The 12,472-nt window shown below is 48.2% G+C and carries 10 protein-coding genes and 1 pseudogene; 6 read left to right on the forward strand and 5 right to left on the reverse strand.

Annotation, left to right across the window (positions count from 1 at the left end; genetic code table 11):
- Positions 1-2: 2 nt before the first annotated feature.
- Positions 3-1,760 (reverse strand): adenine deaminase, encoded by a 1,758-nt coding sequence (gene ade / locus SIN01_RS07450; protein WP_047034951.1) that lies wholly within the window; start codon positions 1,758-1,760, stop codon positions 3-5.
- A 57-nt stretch (positions 1,761-1,817) separates the two neighbouring features.
- Between ade and SIN01_RS15025 the strand changes: the two genes are divergently transcribed.
- Positions 1,818-1,961 (forward strand): hypothetical protein, encoded by a 144-nt coding sequence (locus tag SIN01_RS15025; protein ID WP_156994744.1) that lies wholly within the window; start codon positions 1,818-1,820, stop codon positions 1,959-1,961.
- A 64-nt stretch (positions 1,962-2,025) separates the two neighbouring features.
- On the opposite strand, the gene SIN01_RS07455 is transcribed toward SIN01_RS15025, so the two are convergent.
- Entirely contained in the window at positions 2,026-3,822 is a 1,797-nt protein-coding gene (locus tag SIN01_RS07455) for a M3 family oligoendopeptidase (RefSeq protein ID WP_010023379.1), read from the reverse strand.
- Between the two features lie 120 nt (positions 3,823-3,942).
- On the opposite strand from SIN01_RS07455, the gene SIN01_RS07460 reads away from it, so the two are divergent.
- The 3 genes from SIN01_RS07460 (at position 3,943) to SIN01_RS07470 (ending at position 5,971) form a co-directional block, all read left to right on the forward strand.
- Positions 3,943-4,401 carry a low molecular weight protein-tyrosine-phosphatase gene (locus SIN01_RS07460; protein WP_010023378.1) on the forward strand — a complete coding sequence of 153 codons (459 nt, stop codon included), beginning with the start codon at positions 3,943-3,945 and terminating at the stop codon, positions 4,399-4,401.
- Between the two features lie 122 nt (positions 4,402-4,523).
- Positions 4,524-5,081 (forward strand): hypothetical protein, encoded by a 558-nt coding sequence (locus SIN01_RS07465; RefSeq protein ID WP_010023376.1) that lies wholly within the window; start codon positions 4,524-4,526, stop codon positions 5,079-5,081.
- Between the two features lie 38 nt (positions 5,082-5,119).
- Positions 5,120-5,971 carry a YihY/virulence factor BrkB family protein gene (locus tag SIN01_RS07470; protein ID WP_010023374.1) on the forward strand — a complete coding sequence of 284 codons (852 nt, stop codon included), beginning with the start codon at positions 5,120-5,122 and terminating at the stop codon, positions 5,969-5,971.
- Positions 5,972-6,005: 34 nt separating this feature from the next.
- Here SIN01_RS07470 and SIN01_RS07475 read toward each other — a convergent pair.
- Positions 6,006-7,932 (reverse strand): annotated as a pseudogene (locus SIN01_RS07475) (heavy metal translocating P-type ATPase).
- 305 nt (positions 7,933-8,237) lie between these two features.
- Between SIN01_RS07475 and SIN01_RS07480 the strand changes: the two are divergent.
- On the forward strand, positions 8,238-8,696 hold the full coding sequence (locus tag SIN01_RS07480) for a VanZ family protein (protein WP_010023372.1): 459 nt from the start codon (positions 8,238-8,240) through the stop codon (positions 8,694-8,696).
- Here the strand turns inward: SIN01_RS07480 and SIN01_RS07485 are convergent.
- Together SIN01_RS07485 and SIN01_RS07490 are read right to left on the reverse strand one after the other, a co-directional pair.
- A complete protein-coding gene (locus tag SIN01_RS07485) occupies positions 8,687-9,124 on the reverse strand; it encodes a TlpA family protein disulfide reductase (RefSeq protein ID WP_010023371.1) in 438 nt (145 codons plus the stop codon). The two genes, SIN01_RS07480 and SIN01_RS07485, sit on opposite strands and share 10 nt — an antisense overlap.
- 112 nt (positions 9,125-9,236) lie before the next feature.
- Complete coding sequence (locus SIN01_RS07490; protein ID WP_337588994.1) at positions 9,237-10,562, reverse strand: MFS transporter; 1,326 nt, start codon at positions 10,560-10,562, stop codon at positions 9,237-9,239.
- 174 nt (positions 10,563-10,736) lie between these two features.
- Here SIN01_RS07490 and SIN01_RS07495 point away from each other — a divergent pair, with 174 nt between their 5' ends.
- Entirely contained in the window at positions 10,737-11,912 is a 1,176-nt protein-coding gene (locus SIN01_RS07495) for a pyridoxal phosphate-dependent aminotransferase (protein ID WP_010023367.1), read from the forward strand.
- Positions 11,913-12,472 lie beyond the last annotated feature (560 nt).

Raw genomic sequence — 12,472 nt, forward strand, 5'->3', positions numbered from 1 at the left:
CCTCAATCAATGGACACAGAGATGTGCTTAAAGGCACGAACATCAAACAATCCGGTATCGGTCAGCTTCAGGTCGGGAATGACCGGCAGGCTTAAGAATGAGAGTGTCAAAAAGGGATTGAATGAATCTGAGACGCCGAGCGAAACCGCAGCTTCGTTTAATTCTTTTAATGCAGAAGCCGCTTCCGACGCCGGCGAATCGGTCATTAATCCGGCAATCGGCAGCGCAAGTTCAGCAAGCACTTTGCCATCCTTGACAACAACCATCCCCCCATCAATTACTTTTAAATGTTCGGCGGCAGCGATCATATCGGAATCACTGCAACCAGCAACAACGAGGTTGTGTGAATCATGGGCAATGGTTGTTGCGATCGCACCGGATTTCATGCCGAAGCCCTTGACGATCCCCGTTCCAAGTGTCCCCAGTCCTTTATGGCGCTCGATGACAGCCATTTTTACATAATCTCTGCTCGGCGAGTGAACAAAATGACCCTTCTGCTCCGGAACTTGCTCAACGAGATCACGGGTGACGAGACTGTTGGGAATGATGCCGATCACATGTGCCTGATGTGACGGGCCAAGCGGAACAGCGAGCGCATCTTCAGCAAGTGCCGGCCATTTCAGTGGATGAGCCTGCGGCTTAATTGCGGAATGTGTATGATGGTGAACCGATTGACCGTTTTCAGCAATTAGCTTGCCATGTGCATAAACCTTTGATATGGAAAATTGTTCCAAGTCGTCGAGCAGCAGAAAATTGGCTTCATAACCGGGGGCAACCGCACCTTTTTCCCTAAATCCGTAGCACTCCGCCGGATTGAGCGATGCCATCTTGATGCAGGTAATCGGATCCAAGCCGCTTTTGATCGCCATGCGTACGTTATGATCAACACTGCCTTCAGAGATGAGGTCGTCCGGGTATTTGTCATCGGTACAGAACAGGAATCGGCGACTGTTGGTTTCGTTCACTAGAGAAATGAGCTGCGGCAGATCTTTGGCGACTGTGCCTTGGCGGATCATCACATACATGCCGCGCGCCAGCCGATCTTTTGCTTCATCGATTGAGACACATTCGTGATCAGTACGAATACCGGCAGCTTTGTATATATTCACCCCACGTGCGTCCAGTCCGGCAGCGTGACCATCGATGCGCCAGCTGTGTTTCAAGGTCATGGTCAGTTTATCCACCATTTCCGGTTCAGCATTTAACACAGCTGGAAAATCCATGACTTCTGCAAGAACAAGAACCTGTGCATGGTTAAATAATGGCTCCAAATCACTCGCTTCAAGCGTCGCACCGTTATGTTCAAATGAAGTTGCCGGGACGGATGAAGGCAGCATCACATAAAGATCAATGCTGCTTTCTTTTGCACGTTCAAGCATAAAACGAATCCCGTCCGCGCCGAGAACGTTTGCGATTTCATGAGGATCGGTAATTGCTGCCGTCACGCCGCGTGCCGCCAGAACATCGGAGAAAGCTCCCGGCGTCAGCAGCGATGACTCAATATGGACATGTGCGTCAATCAATGCCGGGCAGATGTAACGGCCTTGCGCGTCAAGAATTTCATCGGCCTCATAATCGCCGAGTCCGACGATCATCCCGTCCGCAATCGCCACGTCTGTCTCCAACAGTTGACCACTGAACACATCGATCACTTTTCCATTTTTAATGACGAGATCCGCCGGTTCGTTATGCGCCGCGACCTTGATCCGCCGAACGAGATTTTCTTTATTAACTGTCAAAGATTCCAGCTCCTCTCTCATTACGTCCAAATATATAGATCATTATAACTGAATTCAAAAGGGGATGGGGAAATGGACATGATTAATGTAATTTTACCGGCGAAGAAACAGCAAACGGCTACCCGAGCATTGGTCCATCCAATGATCCATTTTGTGACATGGCTAACACTGAATAAGCTGCAAAATGATACATGCTGCCAGCCAACGAGGGTGACAGCATGAAAGCGAAGTTAAAGCGAATCGATCGGAAGTTAAAGCGAAACCCGTAAAAGTTAAAGCGAAACCCTCAATTGTTACTGGAGGTGAGCGCCAGGAATTCATCGACATCACGTATGATGTAGTCGAGCGCAGTGCACCAGAAGTCCGGTTTCGTCAGGTCGGCCCCAAGATGGTGTTTGGCGAGTGTTTCGGTCGTCATCCGGCCGGTATCGCGCAGCAGGGCATCGTATTTTTTGGCAAATGCCGGTCCTTCCTGAAGTGCCTGGACGTAGATGCCTGTGCTGAATAAATAGCCAAACGTATATGGAAAATTGTAAAATGGCCAGTTTGTGATGTAGAAGTGCAGCTTAGATGCCCAAAAAGTGGGGTGGTATGTGTCCAGCTGGTTGCAAAAGGCTTCGCGCTGCGCTTCGGTCATGAGTTGATTCAATTGATCAACGCTGACGGTACCGGCTTTGCGTGCTTCATAGAAACGTGTTTCAAACAAAAAGCGTGCATGGATGTTCATCAGCAAGGCGACGCTGCGTCCAAGTTTATCGGACAGAAAGGCGATCCGTTCTTGCTTGGTCTTGGCTTGGGCCTGACCTGCGTCGCTGACAATCATCTCGGAAAATGTTGAGGCCGTCTCGGCAACATTCATCGCGTAGTCTTGAGACAGGTAGGGCAGATCGTTCATCAGCGATTGATGGTAGGCATGGCCCAGCTCGTGGGCAAGCGTTGAGCGGTTGGATGTGCTGCCGTTGAATGTCATGAAAATACGGGACTGCCCGGAGATTGGAAAACTGGTGCAGAATCCGCCGGGACGTTTGTTCGGCCGGTTTTCCGCTTCAATCCAGCGGTTTTCCAAAGCCTTTTTCGCAAAGGACGCCATGTTGGAATTAAATGAAGCAAAATGATTCACGATAAAGGATGCTGCTTCTTCATAGCTGATTTTCTCGCTGCTTGTTTGAAGCGGCGCGTCGATGTCGTACCAACTAAGCGTGTTCAAATGCAGCAATTCGGCTTTCCGTTTCAGAAATGCTGTGAGCTTTGGTTTATAGGATGTAACCGTTTCCCACATCGTGTTTAATGTCTGCTTCGATAAGCGATTATAGTCCAATGGTTCATCAAGAATATCATCCCAGCCGCGTGCCCGGTATTCAGCGATTCGAAATCCGGCGATGTGGTTTAATGCGGCGGCGAACAGGTCGGCATGATCCGACCATGCGGACTCCAGCGCGTGAAAGGCGGCTTGACGTACGCTGCGATCGGCGTCATCGAGCAGATTGTTTGCTTGGCTGACCGACATTGTTTCCTTTTTGCCATGATGGGCAATGGTGATCTCCATTTTACCGATTAACTGGTAGTACAAGTCTTCCCAAGCGTGGTAGCCGTCAACAGCCAATGCGCTGATCAGTTGTTCTTGATTCGCTTCGAGTTTCTTACGGGATAACGTTCGCTTTTCGTTCAGTGAAAAGGAAATGGCACGAAGCTGAGGTGCGTTTATAAGGGTCTGAAAATCAGCATCGGCAATTTCCCTTAATACTGTTTCAAATAAGCTGTTCACTGCATCGAGTTCTGCGCCAAGGCTGTGCATGCGATTGTTTGCTTGTGCTGCCGCCTGGTCTTTAATGTTTTGCGCGGTCAAGCATTCAATGAACGCTGCCGCTTCGTTAAACTGTTTGCATAACGATTCATAGCGTTCAACCAGTGCGGTAAAGGGTTGGACATCATTATGTGTAAACGGTATTTTTTGCGTTTCTAATTGTTTCCTTGCGGCTTGGATCGCTTGGTCCAGTTCATTCAAAAATGTGTGAAAGCGATTTGATTCGGACCCGCCTGCAAAAATTGAGTCGAGTTCCCATTGTTGATTGAGTGTGTTCATCCTTTTTACCCCTCTTTCTGGATCCTTTCTCATTGTAGCATAAGTGATGGTGGGCTAATCTTTGGCGTTTCTCGGTTCACCTGATATGATATAAGGAGATACGATAAGGAGCGAAAACGAATGCGTCTGCTTTTTGTATGTTTGGGTAATATCTGCCGATCACCAATGGCTGAGGCCGTGATGCGAGCCAAGATTGCAGCAATAGGTCTTGATCAAAAAATCACGGTGGATTCAGCGGGAACCGGGAATTGGCATGTCGGCGAGCCGCCGCATCAGGGGACGCAGCGCGAGCTGAAAAAAGCGTCAATCCCCTACAATCAGATTCGTGCGCGGCAGATCACGACCGATGATTTTCAAACCTTTGACTTGATCATTGCGATGGATCGTCAAAATGAGCAGGATTTGCATCGTTTGGCAGCTAACATGAATAATAAAGCGAACATTCGCCGCTTTATGACCTATCTAAATGATCAGCCGGAGCCGGATGTTCCTGATCCGTACTATACCGGTCGGTTTGACGAAGTCTTTGACCGGATTGACCGAGGGACAGATCGGATTCTTGAAACGCTGATTAAATAAGCGGCCTTCCTTCACCACTATTTAGCATTTGCCAAACTGCCTCATATTAATGCCCGGGTGTGTGCAGACTAAATGTTGTGATCCCCGATAAGGATTACAGCACTGCAAGGAGGCAGAATCTGATGAGTGTTTATGGCAAAAGCCAAATGGGCAAATTCATGCTGATTGGTGGTATGGTTGGCTGTGGTTTGTCGCTGATTAGCCGCGAGACACGATCGGTTTGGGGCCAGCGTCTAGCGACAAGCGCAAGCAACTGCGGAAATTTGATTCGTGCGATGTATCAGCAACCCGATCAAGTTGGCAAGTACATGCAAGTAACCGGCACACGGCTTAAGGGCATGGTTCGGGAAGTCTCTGATGATTTTCAACATATGATCGATCAAGTGGAAAAAGCGAGAACGAGTACAGGCGATTCGTATCAATATGTGATGGAGGTCGGTAGCGAACTGGCCGAAATGGCAGGCAAGATTAGACAATCAGGGAGAAATATGGTTAATTACCAGGAGCCTGAATTGATCAATGCTGAAACAGAGGCCATTCAGAGACTGGAAAATGAGACCTCCGTACCGAATCCGGGAACGATGCCTCATGTGTCCAAGCACACGTCGCCTGTTTCCGCTTCGGAGCACAAGCACTCAGCGCCGAACGGAACGAGTAAAAAGCCGGGTCATCGCGCGTAACACCATTCCTTGAGGAACGAGACCGGAGATGGAGAACTGTGGGGAAACTAAAGTTCAGAGATCTATTCCTTTTTGCACGGTTATTGGGCAGACGGTTTATTGAAGACCATACAGTGGATTTAGCGGCAACATTGGCGTACTACTTTTTGTTGTCGCTTTTTCCGCTGTTTATTTTTCTCTTCGCTTTGATTCCGTACCTAGGCGTCAGTCAGGAGCACTTGATTGAGCTTGCGGGGATGTATCTGCCACAAGAAGTCGTCAGCCTGATCGATCAAAATCTAGGTACAGTCTTTACCAAGAGCGGCGGCCTGCTGTCCATTGGCGTGATTGCAACGCTTTGGCCGGCATCCAGTGCGGTAAATGCGTTGATGCGGATCTTGAATCGTGCCTATCAGGTTGAAGAGACACGGCCCTTCTTTCTGACACGTTTGCTGGCCATGGTTTTTACAGTCTCCATGCTTTTCGCCATTGCGATGACCCTTGCGGTTAACGTTGTTTCTGCAGGAGTGGCACGCAGTTTATTTAGGTACCTGGGGATCTCGCATACCTTTGCGGAAATGTGGTCGACGCTGAGCACACTGGTCACCTTTTGCGTGATTATTGTTATTTTTGCTTTTCTTTACCGGCTTGGCCCGAATATGAAGCTGGAAATGCGGGAAGCGATGATTGGCGCTGTGATTGCCGGCGGCAGTTGGCAGGTTGTTTCCTACTTTTTTTCGTTTTATGTCCGCTCTTTTGGTAATTATTCGTCAACTTATGGGACGCTGGGTGGAATTATTATTTTAATGCTATGGTTTTATCTGACGGCGATTACGATCATCCTTGGCGGACAGATTAACGCAATCCTTTATGAATTAAAAAAGCAAGCGAAAAACGGACCCAACCGATGATCAGTTGGACCCGCTTGTTAGGTTTGTCTTCCGGTTATCCGCGCAGCAGACGCAAACCGTTTAGGATGACCAGAATTGTGCTACCTTCATGCCCGACCACACCGAACGGCATGGTCAGGAACTGAAGGAAATTGGTTGCTAGGAGAAAAACGATCATTGTCAAGGCGAAAGCAATATTCATCTTGACAATCCGGCTCATCTTCCGAGACAGCCGAACGCTATCTGCGATTCGGGTTAAATCATTTTTCATCAAGACAATATCGGCGGTCTCTAGTGCAGCATCATTTCCCGCGCCCATGGCGATGCCGACCGATGCCTGAGCTAGAGCAGGGGTATCGTTAATGCCGTCGCCGCACATCGCGACATGGCCGTAAGCCTGATTCATCTTTTGAATTTCCATCGCTTTGTTTTCAGGAAGACAGTTGGCAATATAACGGCTGACGCCGGATGCTTTCTGCACGGCTGCAGCTGTTTTTTCATTGTCTCCGGTGATCATGACCGTTTCGATGCCGTATTTTTTCAGTGTGCGGATCGCTTCTTTTGCCGAATCACGGATTTGATCGACTAAGGAGAGCCGGCCGATCACTTTTCCTTCAGAAGCAATTGTAAACGATGGTTTCGTCATCGGGCATCGTGGCAGGCTGCTCGAGTTGATGAAATGCGTTTAGAGCCTCTGTATCCATCATTTCTTTTTTTCCGATCATGTATTCCGTGCCGTGAACCCAGCCAACAACACCGAAGCCAGGCTTCACCTTGACGCGTTCTGCTTCAGGAAGAATGGCTTGATCCGAAAGTCTTGCCGCATAAGAAACGATCGCTTGACCAAGCGGATGCGAGGAATGATTCTCGATCGCTGCAATCCGTTTGATCAGCGTGACGTCGTCCAACGTACTCGTGTTCATGAAGCGTGCAACCTCCGGCCTTCCCTTAGTCAGCGTTCCCGTTTTATCAAAGGCGATCGCTTTAACCGATGCCAGCTGCTCCAGATGAACACCGCCTTTGATCAAGATGCCGCGGCGTGCGCCGTAAGCAACAGCGGAAAGAATTGCCGGTGTTGTGGAGGCGACGAGTGCACACGGGGAGGCAACGACGAGCAGAACCATGGCACGGTAGACGGTCTCGCCCCATGACCATCCGAATAGGAAGTGCGGCGCGAAAAGCATTAATGCAGCAGCAATCAAAACAGCTTTGACATAGCTGCGTTCGAACCGTTCAATAAATAACTGAGTCGGTGCTTTTGTGGTTTGTGCCGATTGGACAAGCTCGAGAATCTTGCTGAACAAGGAGTCCTCGCTCCGTTTTGTGACGCGGGCAATCACACTGCCGTCGAGATTCATTGTTCCGGCCATGAGTTCAGCACCGACCTTCTTATATACCGGCACGGATTCCCCGGTCATGGTTGCTTCATCAGCGGTTGTTTCCCCGGTCACGATCACTGCGTCGCATGGAATCCGTTCCCCGGGTTTAATCAGAATTTGATCTCCAGGACAAATCTTCGTCACGGGCAAGATGGATTCTTGACCATGTGCAATGAGACGGGCGACTTCAGGCTGCAGTTTCATCAGAGCAGCCAGTGCGTTCGTACTTTTGGCTGTGGAATAGGTTTCAAGTGCGCCGCTCAATGCGAAGATGAAGATCAGGATCGCACCCTCAAGCCAGTGATTGATACAAGCGGCACCGATGGCAGCCGTAACCATCAACAACTCGACATTTAATTGACGTGTGCGAACGGTGGCGACGATTCCTTCTTTTGCTTTATAAAAGCCGCCGATGACATAAGCTGCTGGATAGAGCAGCCAGCCGAGCGGCACCTGCATCAGTCCAAGCAGATAAGCGCTCAGTGTCAGAAGGCCGCCGGCAAGTGCTGCGATCAGTTCTCCGTGCTTTTTGCAAATTTTTTGTACACGCTCAAAGGAAGTAGGCCCAGTTGGCGCAGGTGTGAGTTTTGCTTTTTGCATCATAAAAAACAGCCCCTTAAAATAGTTTCATTTTAAATAATTACAAAATAAGATTAATTATTAATCAGTTGACCATTAGCAGCTATTAAATTTCTAAATGAGAATAAGAATCATCGTTAATTGCCCGAATAGCACGCAATGCTTCCGCCAATTAAGGCGACAGCATTGTTTAGGATGTTTATAATCATTTTAATTTAACTTAATTAAATTGTATCGATGATCCTCCTCTTTGTCTAGTGTTTTTTATGGATCGATTTAGACATAGATCATTTTTAATAGACATAATGATGAGTAGAGGAGGAAAAGCCATGCAAGCTGCGCAAACACACAAACAAAAGTTGATTTGGATTCCTTTCATTGCTTATTTGGCCTTTCTAATTTTTGTGACGCTGTTCACGCACAATTATTATACATACGGACGTTCGAGTAACTTCGTGATTTTTAGCAGTATTCGTTTGATGCTGCGGAGTGGAAGCAGCGTTTTAATTGTTAAAAATATCTTCGGCAATGTCTTGCTTTTTCTTCCCCTTGGCTTTCTTATGTCAACGATTATTCCATCAAAAAGACGCTTTGGCTGGCAGATATTGTTTGCTTTCAGCATTAGTACGCTGATTGAGGCATGCCAGTATTTTTTTGCGGCACGCATTTTTGACATCGATGATATTTTACTGAATACGGCCGGCAGTGTGCTTGGCTTTGTGATCTTTTTGTTGCTTCGGTTTATCAAGCGCAAATGCGTTGTTTTGTATGTTAATGGTCACAGATGAAATAGGGCATCAATCGTTTTGGCAATACGGTAGACGCCGCGTTCCCCCATGTGGTATTCAATCAGATGGCCATCAGGGGCGAATAAATAGTAGGCAGGTACGAAACGATTGGAGAACTGATCGGCAATCTGATGGGTATTGTCGATGAGCATCGGTTCGGTCAGCGCGTACTGCGCCGCTGTTTGTGCCACGTCACGGACATCGAGATCGGCAGACGAAAGCGGCATATGGACCGCGACAACGTTTAACCTTCCTTTGTACTTTTCCCGAATGGATGCGACAACCGGGAACGACTTTTTACATTTGGAACAATGAATGGACCAGAAATGGATGAGTGCCGGAGCACCGAGAAGCTGCTCGCGGCCTATTTTTTGATTTATCCAGTGGGTTGCCGCTGAGAGATCGGGCATAATAAAGCGCTTTTTCACAAGCGATTCCCCCTAAAAGAACCATTTCGTCAATGGTTTTGCTGCTCTGATAGGTTATGCGGCACCAAGAAGAGAGGTTCGTGCAAACACGTAGCGATAAAAAAAAAGAGCCTCATTTGTTTGAGACTCCGGCTGTTTTCTGGAAGCTTGAACCCTTTCTATGAAGTTGAATCGATTGCACGGTGCAACTGATCGAAGCGAGGAACACGAGGAACGAGACACCGTAAAAGAGGCCGCCGTTTGGCATGCGATTGATCAGCAGGTTTCCCGTGATCGGTCCGATCATTGACCCAATGCTGTAACAGATCGTCATAATGATGTTGCCGAGCGGAATTTGCGCTTTATCGAGCAGATCACTGACAAAGCCCATGCTCATCGAATAAAGCGAGCCGACCATCAATCCTGCCGCTAGCAAGGTGAAGTAGATTCCGTAAAAATAGTCGCAGAGGACGCCGGTGAGAAAAAGGGCAAGCGCGCCAACACATGTGATGATCGGCAACAAGCGATTGCGCCCAAACCGATCGCCGAGCATGCCGAGAGGAAGCTGCGTCATCAAACCGCCGATGACGAATGCTGGGAGCAGCACAGACAATGCATGTAAATCGTAACCGTGCCGGAGCGCAAAGATTGGAAAACTGTTGTTCAAAGAAGTCTCCAAAAATCCGAATGCAAAGGTGACCATGAATCCGGACCAGGCGGCGGTAAGCACATTTTTATAACGCGAGAACAGCGCGCTGGTTGATGTAGCCTTGTCCTCAATGAATTCAGGGTACTCATTTTTCAGCAGAACAAGCAGAAAGAGGACCAGCGTGCAGAAGATGCCGCCCGTCAGAAAGGGCACGGCTGTCCCATAATCTGCGAGGCGGACGAGCATCGGACCGACGGCAACCCCGACGCCAAACGCAAGTCCGTAAAAAGAGATATTGCGGCCGCGGTGGTTGAGTGGGCTGTCAATTGTAATCCAGGTCTGCGCGGCAAAATGGAGCATACTGTCTCCCAAACCGACACAGAGGCGAAGCATGAACCAGAACCAGAGATTCATCCAGATTGGAAAAAGGAAGAGCGGCAAGGTGATCAGCACAAGGCCGCCGATCAGAAAAATTTTGTATCCGACTTTGCGCATCGGTTTTTCCATAAGTGGAATGGCGATCAGCATACCGATGTAAAGCGATGTTGAGCCCAAACCGTTCCAAATTGATGAGACCCCGCTTCGTTCTAAAAGCGATGATACGAGTGGGAGAAGCATACCCTCGGCCGCTCCTGTAATAAAAACTGAAATAATGAGCAAAGAAAATTGAAATCGCTGATAGGTTGTTGTGTTCATTCTCTGATGTCCTTCTTTTTTTAAGTGGCCGGCAAGAATCCAGCAAACACTAGTATACCTGTTTCCAGTTCGGTTTTGTTCATGAAAAAGATCAGTTTTCTCGTAATCAGCCACGACTTTGTCACAATTTAAGAAGCGCTGCGGTTTGCGGCATGCGTTTTTCGACGCGGTGATGCAATGAGAAGCCTTTACAAATGCAGCAATATCGATGAAAATAGAGATACTGCAATAGTCAGGTTTTTCACTACATACTAAAAATTTATTATTAAGATTTGGAAGTGACAATAGATGGTTTACTTTGAAAAATCCGATGCATTGAAACGTTTGCCGAAACAGTTTTTTGCTGATCTGGTTGTGAAAACCAATGCGGCAATTGCCAAGGGCTACGATGTGATTAATTTAGGGCAGGGCAATCCGGATCAGCCGACTCCGCCGCATATTGTTAAGTCGCTGCAGGAGGCGGCAGCCAACCCGCTTTATCATAAATATTCCCCGTTTCGCGGCTACGACTTTTTAAAAGAAGCGATTGCAGCTTTTTACAAGCGCGAGTATGATGTTGCCATTGACCCGAAGACAGAGGTCGCGATCTTGTTCGGATCGAAAACGGGGCTGGTTGAAATCGGCGAATGTATTCTGAACAGCGGCGACACGGTTCTGATGCCGGATCCGGGCTATCCAGATTATCTGTCCGGTTTTGCGCTGGCGAATCTTAATATGGAAACGATGCCGCTACGCGCAGAAAATGCCTTCCTACCGGATTATGCCTCAATGCCCGATACGCTTCTCGATAAGGCGAAGCTAATGTTCTTGAACTATCCGAACAATCCAACCAGTGCGACCGCACCGGCCGACTTTTTTGAAGAGACGGTCAAGGTGGCCGAAAAGCACAACATCTGCGTCCTGCACGACTTTGCTTACGGCGCGCTCGGGTTCGACGGCAAAAAGCCGCGCAGCTTCCTGCAAACACCGGGAGCAAAAGAAGTCGGCATCGAAACCTACACGTTGTCGAAAACCTACAACATGGCGGGTTGGCGTGTCGGTTTTGCGCTTGGAAACAAGAGCATTATCGAAGCGATCGAACTTTTTCAGGACCATTATTTTGTAAGTCTGTTCGGCGCGATTCAGGAAGCCAGTGCCAAAGCGCTGCTTGGGCCTCAAGACTGCGTGCGTGAACTGGTTCAACGCTATGAAACACGCCGCAACGCCTTTTTTGATGCGGCAAAGAAAATCGGTTGGAATGCGGTACCGTCCCAAGGCTCATTCTTCGGCTGGCTTCCTGTTGCAAAAGGCTTCACCTCCGAATCGTTTTTTGAGTATGTTCTGGACAAAGCGCATGTCGTGCTCGCACCGGGAGTAGGATTTGGAAAAGGCGGCGAAAACTACGTCCGCATTGGTCTGCTCAGCGAACCGGAGCGCTTGACCGAAGCGGTTGAACGGATCGGCAAGCTGCATTTATTTGATTAAATAACGTTCATATACGATCAGGAGATACCGCAAAACAAGCGGTATCTTTTTTGTAAGGGAAGAAAGTGAAAGTATAAATTTTGTCATATAGTCCAACCGATAACACACTGTCTTAGCAGAGTATGCCTGGGGAGAGCCTCCGCAAAACCCTGTATGTCTGGGTGGCTCGCGGATCGCCCACGGTCGCGCCCTGTTGATGCGAGCAGCTTGAAGTGCCGTTCATGCACAAGTTGTTGAATCAAAGTCACAGAAGCCATCACGTCCTGTGAAAGTGAATAGACGGAGAAATTCCGCTTATCAACGTGAAAAACGTGAAAATGGGGAATTTAGCTTTGCATAATCGGAAAGATTTCCCTTATTCCCCCTGAAACGCGCTCCATTCTTCATATAACCGAAAAATCTCCGCTTATTTTACTTAAGGACCAGAATGCTTAATGAAAAAGAAGTGAGAGGGATGGGTATCATTTTTTACAGGTAAAGCAAGTATAGAATTTGCCCCGTCTTCAAACTAATAGACCAGTGTTTTGGCCAAGAATCAAAGCGCAGATGCTCTGGCGCCA

Origin of the sequence: Sporolactobacillus inulinus (assembly GCF_006539285.1) — a bacterium.
GTDB lineage: Bacteria > Bacillota > Bacilli > Bacillales > Sporolactobacillaceae > Sporolactobacillus > Sporolactobacillus inulinus.